Consider the following 17859-nt stretch of genomic DNA (forward strand, 5'->3'; position numbering starts at 1 on the left):
ATCAATTCAACGCGGTGGCGCGTACCGGCGCAGCAGCCGCCGTCGGCTGCATCGCAACCGCCTTGGCCTGCACCGGCATCCCCGGCATGAACACCTTCTGCACGCCATCGATGATCACCCGGTCGCCGGCCGCCAGCCCCTGCTGCACGATGCGCAGGCCTTCGGCGGTACGGCCCAGCTGGATGTCGCGGCGCTGCGCCTTGCCTTCCTTGTCGACCACGTACACGTACTTGCGGTCCTGGTCGGTGAGCACGGCCTTGTCGTCGATCAGCATGGCCTGGAACTGGCCACTGCCAAGCAGCTGCACGCGGGCGAACAGGCCCGGGGTGAAGGCGCGGTCGGCGTTGTCCAGCAGCGCCCGCACGCGGATGGTGCCGGTGCTGCGGGTGACCTGGTTGTCCAGGAAGTCGACCTTGCCGGCGTGCGGGAAGCCCTCCTCACCGGACAGGCCGACCTTCACCGGCAGCTCGCTGTCGCGCTCGCTCGGGCGTTCACCCTTGCGCGCCATCTGCGCATAACGCAGGAAGGTGCCTTCATCGGCATCGAAGTACACGAACACCGTGTCCAGCGACACCAGCGTGGTCAGCACGCTGGCGCTGTCGCCGGCGGTGACCAGGTTGCCGGCGGTGACCATCGCGCGGCCGGCACGGCCATCGATCGGCGCGCGCACCTGGGTGAACTCCATGTTCAGGCGGGCCGCGTCGACTGCGGCCTGTGCGCCAAGCACCGCCGCCTGCGCCTGTTCGGCGGTGGAGCGGCGCTGTTCCCAGGTTTCGGTGGAGATGGCCTGCTGGTCGGACAGGCGGCGCGCACGTTCGGCTTCGCTGCGGCTCAGCGAGGCCTGGGTGCGGGCACGGGCCAGTTCGGCGGTGGCGCGGTCCAGTTCGGCACGGTAGCTGCGCGCGTCGATGGTGAAGAGCACGTCGCCCTTCTTCACTTCATCGCCTTCGATGTAGTTGACCTTGTCGATGTAGCCGGACACGCGCGGGCGCAGCTCGACGCTCTGCACCGCTTCGATGCGACCGCTGAAGTCGTCCCACTGGCTGACCGGCTTGACCAGCACCGGCGCGGCGCTGACCTGCGGCGGCGGCGGGCCGGCGGTTTCGGCCTGGCTGCCACTGCAGGCAGCCAGCACGGCTGCCGCCAGGATCGACACGCCAGCCATGGCCAGCCGTCGGGAGAAACGATGCGGAGTGGAATTGGAGGAAGTCATGGAATGCATCCGTACGTAGGGGTGGTCAAAGAAAAACAAAATCGCGCTGTACTGCTGGGGGCGGTAGCCTGGGACCTGAACCTGGGTAAAGGTCAAGCGACACCTGCGATGTCGCGCCAGGATGGAGGTCGGTCCAGTTGCAGCAGGCCACGCGGAAGCTCCGCATCGCGGGTGTCGCAGCGCACGATGGCGCGGTTGTCGACGCAGTTGTCGAGCAGGGAAACCACGCGCCGGCCGACCAGCAGTGCGCTCGGCCATTCGATGCACGCGTTGGCGGCGTTGGTGGGGGTGCACACCGGGTTGCACACTTCCAGCATCTGCGCGCGCACGCCCAGTGCCTGTGCTTCCTGGTGCAGCACCTGCGCGTACATGCGGGTGGCGGCGCTGGTAATGGAGGTTTCGCCATGGCCAGCCCACGGCTTGAAGCCGGCCGGGCTGCCAACCAGCACGTAACGGCGCGGGTGGCCGTCGCTGCGCAGCAGCGGCAGCAGGCGCCGACCGGCGTGCACGTGCGGCATCGTGTCAGCCTGCAGCGCCTGCAACAGGGCATCGCCGCTGCGGTCGGTGACCCGGCCGCGGTGGTAGGGGCCGCCCATCGCATCGATCACCGCGGCCAACGAACGCGGCCGCCCGGCAATGCGTCCGGCCAGCGCGAGCGCCGAGCCGTCGTCGGCAAGCGAGCCCAACAGCGTTTCCAGCCCCGGCTCGTCGGCAAACTGCTCGTGCAGCGCCGCCAGCCGGCCCGGGTCGCGGCCGACCACCAGAACCGGGCTGCCGGCCTCCAGCAGCGCAGCCACGATGCCCTGCCCGACGCTGCCGGTGCCGCCCAGCACCAGCACTTCGGGGGCCAGCGTCCCGCTCATGGGACTTTAACTCCCGTCGCCGGGATAATCCCAATTCGACCCAGTCGGCCGCCATTGCGGGCACCCAGGCGCAGGCTGCCGCCACGCTGCAGGTTGGCGGGTGGGGTAAACTCGCGGAAAGCCTTGCCGGAGAACGCCGAGGGGCGCTTCTCCACGGTCAGGGCCAGGTCCAGCGAGGGCGTGCGGCCGCCGATGACGCGGCCAAGAATGTTCTGCAACCACATGGTTGGCGTCCTCCAATTCGGGAATGGCGCCAGATTAGTCCTCAAACTCCCCCTTGATTAGTCCGAATTAAGGGGAATAATCGTCCCGTACCCGGCACAATCTTTCGGGCACCCTACCCATCCCCCGATATGGACTCCGTCATGGCCCACGATCTCAACGACACGCTGATCTTCGTCAAGGTGGTCGAGCAAGGCAGTTTCATCGCCGCTGCCAACGCGCTCGGCCTGCCCAAGACCACCGTCAGCCGCAAAGTGCAGGAACTGGAAACGCGCCTGGGCGCACGCCTGCTGCACCGGACCACCCGCCGGCTGGGCCTGACCGAGGCCGGCTCGGTCTACCACGAGCATTGCCAGCGCATCGCGCGCGAGCTGGAAGAAGCCGAAGGCGCAGTCAACCAGCTGCAGTCCGGCCCGCGCGGCTGGCTGCGCTTCACCGTGCCCTATTCGATCGGCATCACCTGGATCGCACCGCTGCTGGGGCAGTTCCATGCCCAGTACCCGGAGATCCAGCTGGACATGCACCTGGGCAACGAAAAACTCGACCTGATCGCTGGCGAAGCGGACCTGGCGCTGCGCGTGGGCGCCTTGCCCGATTCCAACCTGGTGGCGCGCAAGCTGGGCAGCCTGCGCACGCAGGTGTTCGCCAGCCCGGCCTACATCGAACGCTACGGCGAGCCGCTGCACCCCGACGAGCTGCAGTTCCACCGCATCCTGGCGATGCGCAAGGCGCGCAACCTCAACAACAACCGGTTCTTCTGGCAGCTGGGCGAGAACGGCGGCGACCTGCGCGATTTCCCGGTCAATCCGCTGCTGGTGGCCAATGACCCGTCGGCGCTGAACGGCGCGCTGGTCTGCGGCGAGGGGCTGCTGCTTACCGGCGATGTGATGGCCAAACCATTCATCGAATCGGGCATGGTGCGGCGCGTGCTGGCTGGCTGGACCGGGCCGGAAGTGGACTTCAACGCCGTGTTCGCCGGTGGCCGGTTGGTCTCGCCGAAGGTGCGCGCGTTCGTGGATTTCCTGGTGGAAAAGCTCAACTTCGACGCGAACTACATGCTCGCCCAGTGTCCGAACGCGAAGTTTGCCAAGCAGCAGCAGAAGGATGCGGAGACGGAGCTGGAAGAGACCGGCAAGCGGATTCTGGAGACGGTTACCGCGTAACGCGAGGTAGCGCCGACTGTTAGTCGGCTGCTCTTTGCCGGGAAGGCAGCCGACTAACAGTCGGCGCTACCGAAAATGCCGCCCGTTGGGCGGCATTTTGGCTAAAACGCGCCAGCGCGTTTTATTGTTGCAACGGAATCACGCGGATTTCCACGCGGCGGTTCTTTGCACGGCCGGCGTCGGTGCTGTTGTCAGCGATGGGGTACGCCTTGCCTGCGCCGAGGGTCTCCATGCGCACGCGCTGCACGCCCTGCCCGGCCAGGTAGTCAGCCACCGAGTTGGCGCGCTCCAGCGACAGCTTGTTGTTGACCGCATCGCTGCCGATGCTGTCGGTGTGGCCGACCACTTCGATCATCGTCTGGTTGTATTCGTTGAGCGTACCCGCCACGCCGTTCAATGCGCCATAGAACTGCGGCTTCAACGCGGACTTGCCGAAGTCGAAGGTGACGCCATCAGGCAAGCTCAGAATGATGTTGTCGCCATCGCGCTGCACGTCGATACCGGTGTTGGCGGTGCGCTCGCGCAGCTGGCGCTCCTGCTTGTTCTGATAGGCGCCGACACCGGCGCCGGCCAGCGCACCGATACCCGCGCCGACCATCGCGTGCTGGCGGCGCTCGGTGGCGCTGTCACCGGTCAACAAGCCGGCGGCGACACCGATGGCGGTACCGATCAGCGCGTTGCGGCCGGTCTTGCTCTGCTGCTGGGTCGGGTTGCCGTACGGGTCGCTCTGCACGTACGAACCGCCGGTGGCGCAGGCCGAAAGGGCTGCAGCGGTCATCAGGGCCAGGGCCACGTTGCGGGGTGCGGATCGAATCATGGAGTTCTCCTTGGTTGCCGGTCTGGCGGCGTGCGGACGGCCAGAAGGATAAACACGCAAACGCGATGTCGGCATGATGAACACGCACGAATTCGGCATTTCGTTCAGGTTGCGGGGATCACCCGGTGCGGCGGTACGCGGCCAGCGCCGCCTCGCGCCCGGCGGCCAGATCCACCAGCGGCACCGCCGGATACCCCGGCGCCAGCTCGGCCAGCAGCGCCGGCGACTGCCACGGCGCGAACCGCGCCTTCAGGGGCAGCGCGGCCAGTTCCGGTACCCAACGGGTGATGTAACGGGCCTGCGGATCGAATCGTTCCGATTGGGTGACCGGATTGAAGATGCGGAAATACGGCGCCGCATCTGCCCCGGTTCCGGCTACCCATTGCCAGCCCATGGTGTTGTTGGCCAGGTCGGCATCCACCAGCGTGTCCCAGAACCAGCGCGCGCCGTGCAGCCAGTGCTGGCGCAGATGCTTGCACAGGAAGCTGGCCACGATCATACGCACGCGGTTGTGCATGTAGCCGGTGGCCCACAGTTCGCGCAGGCCCGCATCGACGATCGGCACGCCGGTACGGCCCTGCTGCCAGGCCTGCAACCGGGCCGGCGTCGGTGCGGCCCAGGCAAAGCGATCAAAGCGCGGATTGAGGTTGTGTCCGGGTGTCTGCGGGAAGTGGTGCAGCAGGTGATACGAAAACTCTCTCCAGCCCAGCTCGCGGACGTAGCCGTCGATATCCGCATCGCGAGCGGCGCGGCGCTCGCCTTCCAGCTGCCGCACGATCTGCCAGGGCGAGATTTCGCCGAAATGCAGGTGCGGCGACAACCATGAGCTCCCCACCCGGTCTGGCAGGTCGCGCTGCTGGCGGTAGCCGTTCAAGGCACCGTCGATGAACACCGTCAATGCGTCCTGCGCACCGGCTTCACCGGGTTGCCAGTGCTCCCAGAACCGTGCATCCCAGCCCAGCGCCGGCGCCAGTTGCAGCGACGCCAGCGAAACGCCCGCCACGGCATGCGCCGGCAACCCGGACGGTGCCGTCCACGCCGCCGGCAGCTTCATCCGGGTCAACGCGTTGCGCCAGAACGGAGTGAACACCTTGTACGGACCGCCCTGCAGGGTGGCGATATCCCAGGGTTCGAACATCAGGCTGCCGTTGCAACTGGTCGCGTCGATGCCCTGCTCGCGCAGGTCGCGCTTGATCGCCGCGTCGCGCGGTTGCGTCGCCGGTTCGTACCTGCGGTTCCAGTACACCGCCACCGCGCCGGTCTCGCTGATCAGCGCCTGCAACGCATCCTTGCTGTGGCCGCTGCGCAGTACGAGCGAGGAGCCGCGCGCGCGCAGGTCCGCATCCAGTGCAGCCAGCGAACGGTGAAGCCAGGCATTGGACGCCGCGCCCGGGGCCCACTCGCCTTCCTCGTGCGGCGCATGCAGGTACACCGGCACGGGGCAATGCCCTGCTTCCAATGCCGCCTGCAGGGCGGGGTTGTCCTGCAGGCGCAGATCGCGGCGAAACCAGACCAACGCTACCGACACGGAGCACGCCTGCACTTGGAAATGGGTCCCATGATAGCCGGTGGCGGTGTGGCGACCGCGTGTCGTTGCCCGCGGCAGCCACGCAGGGCGTGGCGCTACACGCGGACGCCGACGCGCGGGTGGTCAGCGTTGGTGGATGAGGGTGCCGTCGCGCAGGGTCAGCTGCACGTCGGCGAAGGCGTCGGTTGACTGCCGTGGGTCGCTGCCCAGCATGACCAGGTCGGCCGCATACCCCTCGGCCAGCCGGCCGCGCTGCGCGGCCTGGCCGAAGCGCTGCGCGGGGGCGGTGGTGAGGCTGGCCAGGATCTGCCGCCAGTCCATGCCGGCACCGCGCATCAGCCGGTACTCCAGGTGCGTTCAGTCGCCCTTGGCGCGTCGTTGCTGCGCGTCGAAGCGCTGCATGGAGGCGCGGATCAGCGCCTTCGCTTCGGCGGCGTCGCCCCAGCCGTTGAGCTGCACCGGGTTGCGGCCTTCAGGCAGGTCCTTGTAGACGCGGAAGAAGGCCTCGATACGCTGGCGCTCGATCAATGGCAGGTCCTGCAGATCGCGGATGTTGGCGTAGGTCGGATCGATCCTGTCGGTGGGCACGCCGATCACCTTTTCGTCGTGCTCGCCCTTGTCGACCATCTTGAGGTAACCGATCGGACGGAAGCGCACGATCACGCCGGGGTGCAGCGGTTCGCGGGTGAGCACCAGTGCGTCGAGCGGGTCGTTGTCGCCGGCCAATGTGCGCGGCATCGAGCCGTAGTTGGCCGGGTACGCGACCGGCATCGACTGGAAGCGGTCGACGTGGACCAGCCCGTCCTCCTTGATCTCGTACTTGGTGAAGCTGCCGGCGGGGATTTCCACCGCCAGGTTGGCTTCCTCGGGTGCTTCCTTGGGCTGCGCGGCCAGGAACGGATGCAGCACGGCGTTGCTGGCGAGGCTGGCGCTGGTCAGGAGAAGAAGTGCAGTGGTGAAGGCGGCAAGCGGGAGGGTGCGATTGGCGTTCATGGCGTCTCCAGCCGGGCAGAGCCCGGCTCTACCGCCGGGAAAAGCCCGGCATCACATTGCAGGTCGGTCCGGATCATTCCCAGCAACGGTCGGCGCGGCCCTTCAGGGTCTGCGCGCGCGTGCAGTCGCGGGGGGCGATGCGGCCTTCGGTCAGTTCGGCCTTCTGCTTGTGGCCGTCTGCGCTGCGGCTGAGCTCGAAGCCGTCGTACAGCCGTCCGGTGACGGTGCGTGCTTCGTACCGCAGATGACGTGGATCGATCGTAAGTACCTGGTACAGCTGGGTGTCCTCACCCACCGGCGCCATCGTCGCGCGCGCTTCGTCGGACAGCCGGTACTGCTTGGGACCGGCCACGGTCACCACGTACTGCGGGGTGGCCGCCTGGCCTTCGCCACGGCGCCCGTAGGTGTGGTCGTGGCCCTGCAGCACCAGGTCCACGTTGTGTCGGCGCACCACCGGCAGCAGCACATCGCGCAGCTCGGCGTTCTCGCGGCCCTCGCGCGGCGAATAGAACGGCTGGTGCAGCAGCACGATGCTCCACGGGTGCGGGTTGGCGGCCAGCACCTTGTCCAGCCACGCCGCCTGCGCCTGGGCCGTGCCCAGGTCCAGCGCCGAGGTGCCGTCCAACACGGCGATGCGAACGCCCTGGTAGTCGAACCAGTAGGTGCTGGTCGCTGCGGCATCCACGCCATTGCGCGGCAATGCAAACGTCACCGGCCAGTGCCGGCCCAGCACGCGGCGTTCCTGCGGGGTGTCTTCGAACTCTTCGAAGTACTCGTGGTTGCCGATTGCCGGCGCAACGGCGGTTTCCTGCGGCAGCCAGCCAGCGGCGGCGAACCACTCGCCCCACTCGCTGTCGTCCACACCGTCACCGCCACTGACAAGATCACCGGCAAACAGGGTCAACCGCGCTTCCGGCGCCGCCTTGATGCCGGCACGCAGCACGCGCGAGACGTGGCTGACGTTCTTGTTCTGGGTGTCGCCGAAGTACAGCAGGGTCAACGGCTGGTCGGCACGCCCGGCGGTACGCAGCTGGTTCCACGCGCTCCAGGTGCCGCTGCCCTGCACCCGCCACAGGTACAGCGTGTCCGGCGCCAGTCCAGCGACATCGGCACGATGATGGTGGGAAGGGCCAAGCTCGGTGTCCAGCGTCGTGGTTACGGCAGTGACCCGCGCAGGCGTGCCGACATCGGGCGAGTCGCCGGCAACCACCCATTCCAGCAACGGCGTGCTTACGCTGGTATCGGTGCGCCACGCCACGGCGAAGCCGCGCGACGCGTCCTGCGCCGGCGAAGCCACGATGCGGTCCGGGAAGCCGGTCGCCGCGTACTGACGGTCGCCGGCCGGCACCTGGGTGTTGGGTTCGGCCTTGCCGTCAGGCTTTGCCCAGCCGGCGGCGCTGCCCAGCAGCAGCATTGCGGCAAATACACGGGCGCACACATGGATACCGCTCACGGTGCGCACTCCAGCGGCAGCGACAGCTGTTTGGCCACGCTGGCCCAGTCGAAGGCGACCACACCCTGGTCGTCATGCACGGCATACAGCGCGCCGTGCGGGAAGCGAGGCGACGCGGCCGTGCTCAGCCAGATGCCATCGGTATTGGCCACCGTGTTGCCCTGGAACGCGCCGACGTGCTTGAAAGTGTGGCGGTCGAACAGATGGAACACGCTGCGCTGCTTGCCCTGTTCGGTGGTGATCCACCAGCCGTCCTTGCCGCAGGTGCGCAGCATCACGCCTTCGGCCTGGGCCTTGAACGCATCGCGGCCGAAGGTGGTGCCACTGAACTTGCCTTCCAGCGAATACACCTTGATTTCACTGGCGTAGGTTTCGTCTTCTTCGGCGATCAGCAGGCGGTCGTTGACGGGGTCGCCCCAGATCGATTCGACCACGCGCAGCGCGCCCGCTTCGCTGGTGTCGCCGATGCTGGCCGCCAGGGTGGCCTGCACCCTGCCGTCCTGCACCTGCAGCGCATAGCGGCGCACGCGCTTGTCCAGTTCGGCCAGCGGCGGCAGCACATCGTTGCCCTGGGCGTCTTCGCCGGCGTCGTAGGAGTCGGTCACGTACACGTCGTAGCCGTTGGCCTGCTTGTTGACCCACAGCCCGTAGGGCTTGCGCAGGTCATCGGCGGCGAAGCTGCCCAGCGGGGTGAACGACGGCAGCTGCAGCACCTGCACGCGGTGGTTGTCGCGCTCCACGATCAACACCAGGTCGTCGACCACGGCGATACCGTTGGGCCGGTCGAACTGGCCCGGCGCGGTACCGGTGCTGCCGACATCACGCAGGTGCGCACCGGTCTGGCCGTCGTACACCACCAGCTTGTCGGTGGCCTTGGCGGTGGCGATCAGCCACACCTGCCCGTCCGGGGTGACCCAGCTGGCCGGCGAATCGATGTTGCCGGCCGGGGTCATCGGGGTGAGGAAGGCCTCGGCCACGGTGGCCACGCTGCGGCCGGGAGTGGCTGCGGCCGCGTCAACGACAGGCGCCGCAGGGGCCGGGGTGGCCGCCGGCTTGCAGCCGGCCAGCACTGCCAGGGTCAGCAGGCCGAGCATGGGGCGTACGCGCGTCACAGGGCCACCTTCAGGCCCAGCGCGTAGGTGCGGCCGTACTCTTCATTCTGCAACGTGCGCGAACGCACGCCCTGGTACAGCTCCAGTGGCTTGTCGAGCAGGTTCTGCGCTTCCAGATACACGCTCACGTTGGCGGTGATCTTGTAGTCCAGGCTGAAGTCGAGCTGGGTGTTGGGCGCCACGAAGATATCGAAGGCGCGGCTGTCGCCCAGCGTGTCCAGGTATTCGCTGCGGTACACGGCGGCGAGGCGGGTGCTGAAGCCGGCCTTTTCGTACCCCAGGTGTGCGCTGTACACGTGTTTGGATGCACGCGGCAGGGTGAAGTCCTCATCGGCGCGGCCATCCAGGCCCGGATCGAAATCGGTCTCCAGCCAGGTGCCGCTGGCACCGACCAGCAGGCCGTCCCAGCCAGCCGGCAGGAAGCTCAGCTGCTGCTGCCAGTTGAACTCGGCGCCGTAGACCTTGGCCTTGTCGCCGTTGATCACGCGGGTGACTTCAAAGCCCGGGTATTCGGGGTCGCTGTCGCTGACGGTGCTGACGATATAGCCGTCGATGGACTTGTGGAACAGGCCCAGCGAGAGGATGCCGGTGCTGCCGATGTAGCGCTCGAACGACAGATCGACATTCTTCGACTCGTACGGATCCAGCTCCGGGTTGCCCAGCCGCACTTCCTCGTCGCCACGGTTGTAGCCGATGCGTGGGGCGATATCGCCGAACGACGGGCGCGAGACGGTCTTGTTGGCCGCCGCGCGCAGCACCCAGTCACTGCCGGCGTCATAGCGCAGGTGCAGGCCGGGCAGCACGTTGGTGTAGCTGCGGTCGGCGGTAAGCGGGGTGACGGTGTAGCTGCGGCCGTCGGCGGCCACGTCCACCTGGTTGCCGGTGGCCTGGAACTGGGTGTTCTCCACGCGCACGCCGCCGATGATGCGCAGGTTGCCCACGTCCCAGGTGCCCATGGCGTAGCTGGCAAAGATGTCTTCGCTGGCGGTGTAGTCCTCTTCCAGCGAGGTCATTGCATTGGCGCCGACATCCTGGGGACGGGCGCTGTACTGGCTGCCGGACTGGGCCCAGTAGCGACGCATCGCGTCCGAGCTCATGCCCTGCCCCAGGCTGCCGCCACGGTGATCGGGCGTGGTCGTGGTCCAGTCGGACAACGCCACGTCCGGGCCGACGCGCAGTTCGCGCTCGTCGGTATCCACGTCGCGGTCGCGCCAGCGGCCGAGCAGGCCGAACTTGTAGCTGCTGTTGTCGCCGTCGAAGCGGATGTTGACCTGGGCGCTGTGTTCCTTGTCGTCCACACGCTTGGGCGAGAGCACGAAACGGTCGAAATCGTAGTTGCCGTTGTCCATCCAGCTGGCATCGCTGAGGGTGTAGCGCGGGATGCCGCTGTTCTGGTCCACCGTGGCGGCCAGGTCGTCGCCGTTGTACTCGAAGCGCGCTTCCATCTCGTCGTTGACGCGCTCTTCGGTGCGGGTGTAACCGACCTTGTAATCGAGCACCGCGTTGGTCAGGCGGTTCTCGCCGCCCAGGCTGGCGGCGAAGGTGTTTTCCTTCTTGGTGCGGTAGCGCATGCGCTTCTGGATCGCATCGGCCGGCAGGTCGTCGACGCGGAACTGGTTGTTGCCCAGCGCGGTGACCTCGCCATCACCGAAGTTGAAGATGGTGCGCTGGCGGGTTTCGGCATCGTCAAACTGGCTGTACAACGTGCGCAGGTAGTACTGGCTGTCTTCGTTCGGGCGCCAGTCGAAATTGAGGTTGGCGCCGATGCGCTTGCGCTCGATCTCGTACTTGCGGTGCTGCACGCTGTTGGCGAACAGTTCGTCTTCGCCGCCGCCGTCGAACTCGCCGTACTCAACTTCGCTGTTGTCGGACTCGAACTTGCGGTTCTGGTAGTTCACGCCCAGCGCCACGCCGAAGGTATCGGCGAACACTTCGCTGTAGTTGAACGCGGCCTTGGGGCTGGTGTGGCCGGACAGGTCCTGGTGGCTGGCTTCGATCTTGCCGCGCAGGCTGCGCCCGTCGCGGTCGAAGGCCGATGCGGACTCGACCAGGATTGCACCACCAATGGCATCGCCGGGCATGTCCGGGGTGGGCGACTTGACCACGCGCAGGCGTTCGGTCGAGTCGGAGGGAATCACGTCCAGCGGTGCGGCGCGGCTGGAATCTTCCGGCGTACCCACGGCAATGCCGTCGATGCTGACGCTGTTGAGGTTGGCGTCCAGGCCGCGCACCACCACGAAGCGGCCCTCGCCCTGGTCACGGGTGACGCTGACGCCGGGCAGGCGCTGCAGCGATTCGGCCACGTTCTTGTCCGGGTAGACGCCCATGGCATCGGACGATACCGCGTCCTGGATCGCATCGCTGCTGCGCTTGAGGTCGACCGCACGGGTCTGCGATTCCAGCTGCGGGCGCACTTCCACCCGGTCCAGCTCGGTGGCCGCCGCAGCGCCGGCGAGCTCCCCGCTCGCGGCGGCCACGGCAGGCGCGGTGGACAGGACCAGCAACGACAGGCTGATGGCCAGCCCCAACGGCGATTTGTTCTGCACGGCATCCCCAACGGTGTAAAGATTGGGTCAGCACGATATGTCCGGAAAATTTCAGGGTCGTGACACCGGTAGCGGCAACGACGGCCAGCATCCGCCTCTGGCCCGGTACAGCGCCGGTGCGGCAGAATGGCGGCCTCCCCGTTTTGTTGGCATTCCCATGAAAATCGTCGAAGTCCGCCACCCGCTGGTGCAGCACAAGATCGGCCTGATGCGCGACGCGTCCCTGAGCACCAAGGACTTCCGCGAGCTGGCCAACGAGCTGGGCGGCCTGCTGGCCTACGAGGCCACCGCCGACCTGGATACCGAAGCGCATACCCTCCCGGGCTGGGCCGGCCCGGTGACCGTGCAGCGCATTGCCGGTGCAAAGATCACCGTAGTGCCGATCCTGCGCGCGGGGCTGGGCATGCTCAGTGGCGTGTTGTCGCTGATTCCGGCAGCGCGGGTCAGCGTGGTCGGCCTGCAGCGCGACGAGGAAACCCTGCAGCCGGTGCCCTACTTCGAACGCCTGACCGGCCGCCTGGAAGAGCGCGACGCGCTGATCCTGGACCCGATGCTGGCCACCGGCGGCACCCTGATTGCGACCATCGACATGCTCAAGCGCGCCGGGGCACGGCGGATCAAGGGTATTTTCCTGGTGGCCGCACCGGAAGGCATCGCTGCGGTGCAGGCTGCGCATCCGGATGTGGAGATCTTCACTGCCGCGATCGATGAGCGGCTCAATGAGAAGGGCTACATCCTGCCGGGCCTGGGTGATGCCGGTGACCGGATTTTCGGGACGCGTGTAGCGGGCTGATCGGGCGGTGGTGGTGCGCAGCCACGCAGGGCGTGGCTCTACGCCAACGCCCTTGCTTTCAACTCGCCCAGCTCATGGGCGGTGCCGAATCGCCCCTTCTCGTCGCGGGTGACCTGGGCCAGCGCGCACTCGGGATCGTGGGTAAAGAACAGGTGCACGTTGCGCGCCAGTTTGTCTTCGAGGAAGCTGCGCTTCTCGTCGATCAGCAGTTCTGCGTTGCGGTCGTAACCCATGGTGATCGGCACGTGCACCCAGCTGCGGCCGGGGATGAGGTCAGCACAGAACACCACGCCACCGCGCGCCTGGCCCTCGACCTGTTCGGGGCCGACGATCTCGGCCAGCATCAGGCCCGGGGTATGCCCATCGCTGAAGCTGAAACGCACGCTCCCGCCGAGCGTGCGCGAGTACGGGCCCTGTACGATTTCCAGCCGGCCGCTGTCGCGCAGCAGGCCGGGCAGTTCGGGAATGAAGCTGGCGCGGTCGCGCGGGTGCGGATGCAGCGCGCGTTCCCAGTGTTCTGCACCGACCAGGAAGGTCGCGTTGGGGAACAGCAGTTCCGGCGCGCGGCCTTCGCTCCACGGCGCCAGCAGGCCACCGGCATGGTCGAAATGCAGGTGGCTGAGCACCACCACGTCGATGTCCTCGTGCTCGAAGCCGGCTTCGCGCAGCGACTCGATCAGCACATGCCGCAGCTCCTGCACGCCGTAACGATCGCGCAGCTTCGGTTCGAAGAACGCGCCGATACCGGTTTCGAACAGCACGGTCTTGCCGGCCAGCGGGCTGGCCAACAGTGCGCGGCACGCCAGTTCGATCCGGTTGAGATCGTCCGGTGCCGCCCATTTTTCCCAGACCGCACGCGGCGCATTGCCGAACATCGCGCCGCCATCGAGCTTCTGTGAGTTACCGCGGATGGACCATAGTTTCATCGGTAAATTATCCGGCGGCTGGCGTTAATAAATCGCTATGTGGATTTGTGGCCGGAGCCAAAGCCGAAGCCAAAGCAAATGCAGCGTCTCAGTATTACGTGCAGGGGCGGCCGCCCCCATACGTGGTCGTGTGCGGCGGGAAAAGCAGCCGGGCAGAGCCCGGCTCTACTGCGTTTGCCATGGCCACCAGCCCTCTGTGGGAGGGTCGGCGGGTGCAGGGGTACGGGGGCTTTACGAAACATGGATGTTTCGTAAGAGCCCCCATGGAAGGGTTTACGGCGCCCCCCGTACCCCTGCACCCGCCGGCCCTCAGCGCGCCATGCTGCAGCCCCGAGCTTTGGCTTTTGGCTTTGGCTTCTGGTCTCGGTCTCGGTCTCGGCTTCGGCTTATTTCGCCTTCGAAATCGCGCCGCTGCCTACCGGGTTGCGCGGATCGCTGCCGACGCTGAGCTGGTTGCTGCGGCGGTTCCATTCCACGGTCTGCAGGTTGCCCCATACGTGGCTGGAACCGCGGCCGCCTTCGGCGCTGTCGCCGGGCAGGTCGATCTTGTGGCCCATCGCCTGCAACTGCTTGATGGTGGCCGCATCGAACGCGCCGGTTTCGGCCTCGATCACGTCCGGCAGCCACTGGTGGTGGAAGCGCGGCAACGCGGCGACCTGTTGTGCGTCAAGGCCATCGTCATAGCCCAGCACACCCAGCAGGACCATGGTGATGATGCGGCTGCCACCCGGGGTACCCAGCACCACGACCTTGTCGGCCGATTCCATGAAGGTGGGGGTCATCGAGCTGAGCATGCGCTTGCCCGGCTTCGGCGCGTTGGCCGCATAGCCCATCACGCCGAAGGCGTTGGGCGTGCCCGGCTTGAGCGCGAAATCGTCCATCTCGTTGTTGAGCAGCACGCCGGTGCCGGACGGAATCAGGCCCGAGCCGTACAGCAGGTTCACGGTCTGGGTGGCACCCACGCGGTTGCCCTGCTGGTCGATGATCGAAAAGTGCGTGGTCTCGTCGTCTTCCAGCGGCGTCGGGTTGCCCGAGAGCAGATCGCTCGGGGTGGCCTTCTCCGGGTGGATCGTGGCGCGCAGGCCCTGGGCGTAGTCGCGGCTGGTCAGCACCTTCTGCGGAATCTGCACGAAGTCCGGATCGCCCAGGAAGAAGGTGCGGTCACGGAATGCGCGGCGCATCGATTCCACCACCAGGTGGGTGCGGTGGGCCGGGTCCATCGCCTTCAGGTCCCAGCCTTCCAGGATCTGCAGCATCGACGCCAGCGCGATGCCGCCCGACGATGGCGGCGAGGCCGTGGTGATCTTCCAGTCGCGGTAGTTGAACACGATCGGATCGCGCTGCTTGACCCGGTAGCCGGCCAGTTCTTCGGCCGTCCACCTGCCACCAGCCTGCTTCACCCCGGCCAGCAGCAGCTTGCCGGTCTGGCCCTTGTAGAAGCCGTCAAACCCACCTCCCGCCAGCCGCTCCAGCGTCTGCGCCAGTTCCGGCTGCTTGAACACATCGCCTTCGGCGATCGGCCTGCCGTTGCGCAGGTAGACCTCGCGCGTTCCGGGGTAACGCTCCATCACTTCACGGCGCGAGGCGTAGCCCTTGGCCATGCGCGCGTACACCGGAAAACCCTCGCGTGCGATGCGGATCGCCGGCGCCAGCGACACCTGCAGCGGCAGCTTGCCGTGCCTGGCCGACAGTTCCACCAGCGCCGCCGGCAGGCCGGGGATGCCGGCCGACCACGGGCCGTTGATCGAGCGGTCGCGGTCCAGTTCACCCTTCTTGTCCAGGAAGGCCTCGGGCGTGGCGGCGGCCGGCGCGGTCTCGCGCGCGTCCAGCATCACGTCCTTGCCGGTCTTCGCATCGTGCAGCAGGAAAAATCCGCCGCCGCCCAGCCCGGAACTGATCGGTTCGACCACCGCCAGCGTGGACGACACCGCCACGGCCGCGTCGAACGCGTTGCCGCCCTTGGCCAGGATCTCCATGCCTGCTTCGGTGGCCAGGTGGTGCCCGCTGGCGATGGCCGCGCCCTCAGGGTGGGTGGCCAGTGCGGCCTGGGGGGGCTCGGCAGCCCACAGCGCCGGCGTCCACAACAGGACCAGCAGCAACCAGCGACGGGAGGGGGTTTTCATTCGGGCGCAGACTCCGCATAGAGTTCGGGATGATCGCGCTGGAGCCCATGCAGCTTGGCCAGCAGCGCTTCCTGGGTTTCGGGGATGTCCGGATCGGGATCGATGCATTCCACCGGGCAGACGACCACGCACTGCGGTTCGTCGAAATGCCCCACGCATTCGGTGCAGCGTGCAGGGTCGATCACGTAGATGGTTTCACCCATCGAGATGGCCTGGTTGGGACAGGCGGGCTCGCAGACGTCACAGTTGACGCAGAGCTCATTGATTTTCAGCGACATGGCGTTACTCCACGCCAGTGCCGGCAGAGGAAAACCGGCCTGCGCAACTGCGCGGGCCGGTCAACGGCAGCGTCCGCAGCGGACGCCGCCCGGGCCGCGCGCAAAGGCGCGGCCGCCATGGCACGGCTTACTTGGCTTCGACGAAGATGTACTCGGCGCCGGTCGGCTGGACGATCGACTGGACACGGGCGTTGTCGGCCGCCTGGCCGATGAACACCACGCGCACACCCTTCATCGAGTCGGCGGACACGTCCTTGAACACGGCCTGGATCATGTCGGCCATCTTGCCCGAGGCGGACGAGCCGAAGGCCAGCATGTTGCCCGGCTGCACGCCACGGGCGACGGCGGCGGTGGCGCTTTCAACCTGGCGCTCGTACTTGGCCTGGAACTCCGGATCCGATTCCGGCGAGAGGTAGTACAGGAACGGGCTGTTGGTGATGTTGCCCATGTTCTGCACGGCCACGGCCTGCAGGTACTTCTTCCAGCCCGCATCGTCGTCCTTGGCCGGGGCGACGAGCGCCTGCTGGGCATCGGCGACCGGTGCCGCTTCTTCCTTCTTGCAGGCAGTGAAGGCCAGCGCGAACGACGCGATCAACATGGCACGCATGGTGTTGTTCATGGAGTCTCCCTCTTGGTGATGCTTGGTATGTGTGGGTCTTGGGGTTTTACGTCGGGCCCGGCTTCGCTTCGCGGACCTTGCGCAGCGCCTCGAGTACCGAGGCCGGCACGAAGCCGGACACGTCACCACCAAGGCGGGCGATTTCGCGGACCAGCGAGGACGAAATGAAGCTGTGCTGCTCGGCCGGGGTCAGGAACAGCGTCTCGACCTCCGGAATCAGGTGGCGGTTCATGCTCGCCATCTGGAATTCGTATTCAAAATCGGAGACCGCGCGCAGCCCGCGCAGCAGCACCCCGCCCTGCTCCGAACGCACGAAATGCGCCAGCAGGGTGTCGAAACCACGCACTTCCACGTTGCGGTGGTGGGCCAGCGCATCGCGCGCCAGCGACACCCGCAGTTCCAATGGCAGCGAAGGCCCCTTGGACGGGCTCTGCGCCACGCCGACCACCAGTTTCTCGAACAACGGCGCGGCCCGGTTCACCAGGTCGATGTGACCGTTGGTGATCGGATCGAAGGTGCCCGGGTATACGGCAATGCGGCGGTTGGCTACGGTCATGCGGGAGCTACGCGTGCTGATCTGGTGAAAGTGTAGCAGCGGCGCGCCTGTACAGGGCAAAGCGGACCTCGCGGGTGCCGCCCTCCCGGTGCAGCAGCCAGCCCGGCGGCAGGCGCAGGGCCTGTCCGGCCGGCGACTCCAGGTACAGCCAGGCATTGGCCGCCAGGTGCGGGTTCAGCCCGGCCAGCACCGCCTCCCACAGGCCATCGGCGAACGGCGGGTCGATGAAGGCGATGTCGGCCAGCCCCGCCGGGCGCTGGGCCAGCCAGTGCAGCGCATCGGCCTGGACCACCTCGATCTGGTCCTGGGCGCCCAGCTTGGCCACCGATTCGCGCAGTTGGCAGGCCAGCGCGGCATCGCGCTCGACCAGCGTGGCCTGCGCCGCGCCGCGCGACACCGCCTCAAAGCCAAGCGCGCCGCTGCCGGCGAACAGGTCCAGCACCCGGGCCCCGCCCAGGCGCGGCATCAGCCAGTTGAACAGCGTCTCCCGGACCCGGTCGCTGCTGGGCCGCAGGCCGGGCGCCAGCGGCACCGGCAGCCTGGTATTGCGCCATTTTCCGCCAATGATTCGGACCTGGCCTACCGAGCCCGTATGAGTTTCGCTAGGTCTCATGTAGAGCCTCTCCAACATTCATCTAATCAAGCTCCCAAACA

The 17859-nt window shown here is 67.1% G+C and carries 18 protein-coding genes; 2 read left to right on the forward strand and 16 right to left on the reverse strand.

What is annotated here, in order from left to right; genetic code table 11:
• Position 1: 1 nt before the first annotated feature.
• The 3 genes from WIX41_RS01730 to WIX41_RS01740 all read right to left on the reverse strand — a co-directional run bounded on the left by WIX41_RS01730 (position 2) and on the right by WIX41_RS01740 (position 2300).
• The gene (locus WIX41_RS01730) at positions 2 to 1165 is read right to left on the reverse strand and encodes an efflux RND transporter periplasmic adaptor subunit (protein ID WP_409187429.1); all 1164 of its coding nucleotides are present in this window, start codon (positions 1163 to 1165) and stop codon (positions 2 to 4) included.
• A 140-nt stretch (positions 1166 to 1305) separates the two neighbouring features.
• Positions 1306 to 2076: an SDR family NAD(P)-dependent oxidoreductase gene (locus WIX41_RS01735; protein ID WP_339445465.1), complete on the reverse strand. Its 771-nt coding sequence runs from the start codon at positions 2074 to 2076 to the stop codon at positions 1306 to 1308.
• Positions 2073 to 2300 (reverse strand): hypothetical protein, encoded by a 228-nt coding sequence (locus WIX41_RS01740; protein ID WP_070206429.1) that lies wholly within the window; start codon positions 2298 to 2300, stop codon positions 2073 to 2075. The genes WIX41_RS01735 and WIX41_RS01740 overlap by 4 nt, the downstream gene beginning before the upstream one ends.
• Before the next feature lie 141 nt (positions 2301 to 2441).
• On the opposite strand from WIX41_RS01740, the gene WIX41_RS01745 reads away from it, so the two are divergent.
• Positions 2442 to 3461 carry a LysR family transcriptional regulator gene (locus WIX41_RS01745; RefSeq protein WP_339445466.1) on the forward strand — a complete coding sequence of 340 codons (1020 nt, stop codon included), beginning with the start codon at positions 2442 to 2444 and terminating at the stop codon, positions 3459 to 3461.
• 121 nt (positions 3462 to 3582) lie between these two features.
• Here WIX41_RS01745 and WIX41_RS01750 read toward each other — a convergent pair whose 3' ends face one another.
• From WIX41_RS01750 to WIX41_RS01780, 7 genes are all read right to left on the reverse strand, one after another.
• Positions 3583 to 4278 (reverse strand): OmpA family protein, encoded by a 696-nt coding sequence (locus tag WIX41_RS01750; protein WP_339445467.1) that lies wholly within the window; start codon positions 4276 to 4278, stop codon positions 3583 to 3585.
• Between the two features lie 118 nt (positions 4279 to 4396).
• Positions 4397 to 5806, reverse strand: a complete 1410-nt coding sequence (locus WIX41_RS01755; RefSeq protein ID WP_339445468.1) for a cryptochrome/photolyase family protein — start codon at positions 5804 to 5806, stop codon at positions 4397 to 4399.
• Between the two features lie 123 nt (positions 5807 to 5929).
• The gene (locus WIX41_RS01760; RefSeq protein ID WP_339445469.1) at positions 5930 to 6142 is read right to left on the reverse strand and encodes an amidohydrolase family protein; all 213 of its coding nucleotides are present in this window, start codon (positions 6140 to 6142) and stop codon (positions 5930 to 5932) included.
• Between the two features lie 21 nt (positions 6143 to 6163).
• Positions 6164 to 6799 (reverse strand): inorganic diphosphatase, encoded by a 636-nt coding sequence (locus WIX41_RS01765; RefSeq protein ID WP_339445470.1) that lies wholly within the window; start codon positions 6797 to 6799, stop codon positions 6164 to 6166.
• A 73-nt stretch (positions 6800 to 6872) separates the two neighbouring features.
• Positions 6873 to 8213 carry a metallophosphoesterase gene (locus WIX41_RS01770; protein ID WP_409187430.1) on the reverse strand — a complete coding sequence of 447 codons (1341 nt, stop codon included), beginning with the start codon at positions 8211 to 8213 and terminating at the stop codon, positions 6873 to 6875.
• Between the two features lie 35 nt (positions 8214 to 8248).
• Positions 8249 to 9346, reverse strand: coding sequence for a phytase (locus tag WIX41_RS01775; RefSeq protein ID WP_409187431.1), 1098 nt, complete (start codon positions 9344 to 9346; stop codon positions 8249 to 8251).
• Positions 9347 to 9360: 14 nt separating this feature from the next.
• On the reverse strand, positions 9361 to 11910 hold the full coding sequence (locus WIX41_RS01780; protein WP_339445473.1) for a TonB-dependent receptor: 2550 nt from the start codon (positions 11908 to 11910) through the stop codon (positions 9361 to 9363).
• A gap of 157 nt (positions 11911 to 12067) precedes the next feature.
• Here WIX41_RS01780 and upp point away from each other — a divergent pair, with 157 nt between their 5' ends.
• Entirely contained in the window at positions 12068 to 12703 is a 636-nt protein-coding gene (gene upp / locus WIX41_RS01785; protein ID WP_339445474.1) for a uracil phosphoribosyltransferase, read from the forward strand.
• Positions 12704 to 12741: 38 nt separating this feature from the next.
• Here upp and WIX41_RS01790 read toward each other — a convergent pair whose 3' ends face one another.
• The 6 genes from WIX41_RS01790 to rsmD all read right to left on the reverse strand — a co-directional run bounded on the left by WIX41_RS01790 (position 12742) and on the right by rsmD (position 17818).
• Positions 12742 to 13629 (reverse strand): MBL fold metallo-hydrolase, encoded by an 888-nt coding sequence (locus tag WIX41_RS01790; RefSeq protein WP_339445475.1) that lies wholly within the window; start codon positions 13627 to 13629, stop codon positions 12742 to 12744.
• Between the two features lie 386 nt (positions 13630 to 14015).
• Complete coding sequence (gene ggt / locus WIX41_RS01795) at positions 14016 to 15752, reverse strand: gamma-glutamyltransferase (RefSeq protein WP_339445476.1); 1737 nt, start codon at positions 15750 to 15752, stop codon at positions 14016 to 14018.
• Positions 15749 to 16030 carry a YfhL family 4Fe-4S dicluster ferredoxin gene (locus tag WIX41_RS01800; RefSeq protein ID WP_145477948.1) on the reverse strand — a complete coding sequence of 94 codons (282 nt, stop codon included), beginning with the start codon at positions 16028 to 16030 and terminating at the stop codon, positions 15749 to 15751. The genes ggt and WIX41_RS01800 overlap by 4 nt, the downstream gene beginning before the upstream one ends.
• Positions 16031 to 16157: 127 nt before the next feature.
• The gene (locus WIX41_RS01805) at positions 16158 to 16649 is read right to left on the reverse strand and encodes a hypothetical protein (protein WP_339445477.1); all 492 of its coding nucleotides are present in this window, start codon (positions 16647 to 16649) and stop codon (positions 16158 to 16160) included.
• A gap of 46 nt (positions 16650 to 16695) precedes the next feature.
• A complete protein-coding gene (gene coaD / locus WIX41_RS01810; RefSeq protein ID WP_339445478.1) occupies positions 16696 to 17205 on the reverse strand; it encodes a pantetheine-phosphate adenylyltransferase in 510 nt (169 codons plus the stop codon).
• Positions 17206 to 17212: 7 nt separating this feature from the next.
• Positions 17213 to 17818 carry a 16S rRNA (guanine(966)-N(2))-methyltransferase RsmD gene (gene rsmD / locus WIX41_RS01815; RefSeq protein ID WP_409187299.1) on the reverse strand — a complete coding sequence of 202 codons (606 nt, stop codon included), beginning with the start codon at positions 17816 to 17818 and terminating at the stop codon, positions 17213 to 17215.
• Positions 17819 to 17859 lie beyond the last annotated feature (41 nt).

The sequence above is a fragment of the Stenotrophomonas sp. AB1(2024) genome (assembly GCF_037482345.1).
Taxonomy (GTDB): domain Bacteria; phylum Pseudomonadota; class Gammaproteobacteria; order Xanthomonadales; family Xanthomonadaceae; genus Stenotrophomonas.

Bases quoted from the DNA above. Each gene is read 5' to 3' on its own strand.
- WIX41_RS01760 (WP_339445469.1), bottom strand. From the start codon at position 6,142: ATGCGCGGTGCCGGCATGGACTGGCGGCAGATCCTGGCCAGCCTCACC.
- WIX41_RS01750 (WP_339445467.1), bottom strand. From the start codon at position 4,278: ATGATTCGATCCGCACCCCGCAACGTGGCCCTGGCCCTGATGACCGCT.
- ggt (WP_339445476.1), bottom strand. From the start codon at position 15,752: ATGAAAACCCCCTCCCGTCGCTGGTTGCTGCTGGTCCTGTTGTGGACG.
- WIX41_RS01775 (WP_409187431.1), bottom strand. From the start codon at position 9,346: ATGCTCGGCCTGCTGACCCTGGCAGTGCTGGCCGGCTGCAAGCCGGCG.
- WIX41_RS01730 (WP_409187429.1), bottom strand. From the start codon at position 1,165: ATGGCTGGCGTGTCGATCCTGGCGGCAGCCGTGCTGGCTGCCTGCAGT.
- coaD (WP_339445478.1), bottom strand. From the start codon at position 17,205: ATGACCGTAGCCAACCGCCGCATTGCCGTATACCCGGGCACCTTCGAT.
- WIX41_RS01740 (WP_070206429.1), bottom strand. From the start codon at position 2,300: ATGTGGTTGCAGAACATTCTTGGCCGCGTCATCGGCGGCCGCACGCCC.
- WIX41_RS01770 (WP_409187430.1), bottom strand. From the start codon at position 8,213: ATGCTGCTGCTGGGCAGCGCCGCCGGCTGGGCAAAGCCTGACGGCAAG.
- WIX41_RS01805 (WP_339445477.1), bottom strand. From the start codon at position 16,649: ATGAACAACACCATGCGTGCCATGTTGATCGCGTCGTTCGCGCTGGCC.
- WIX41_RS01745 (WP_339445466.1), top strand. From the start codon at position 2,442: ATGGCCCACGATCTCAACGACACGCTGATCTTCGTCAAGGTGGTCGAG.
- WIX41_RS01735 (WP_339445465.1), bottom strand. From the start codon at position 2,076: ATGAGCGGGACGCTGGCCCCCGAAGTGCTGGTGCTGGGCGGCACCGGC.
- WIX41_RS01765 (WP_339445470.1), bottom strand. From the start codon at position 6,799: ATGAACGCCAATCGCACCCTCCCGCTTGCCGCCTTCACCACTGCACTT.
- WIX41_RS01800 (WP_145477948.1), bottom strand. From the start codon at position 16,030: ATGTCGCTGAAAATCAATGAGCTCTGCGTCAACTGTGACGTCTGCGAG.
- rsmD (WP_409187299.1), bottom strand. From the start codon at position 17,818: ATGAGACCTAGCGAAACTCATACGGGCTCGGTAGGCCAGGTCCGAATC.
- WIX41_RS01790 (WP_339445475.1), bottom strand. From the start codon at position 13,629: ATGAAACTATGGTCCATCCGCGGTAACTCACAGAAGCTCGATGGCGGC.
- upp (WP_339445474.1), top strand. From the start codon at position 12,068: ATGAAAATCGTCGAAGTCCGCCACCCGCTGGTGCAGCACAAGATCGGC.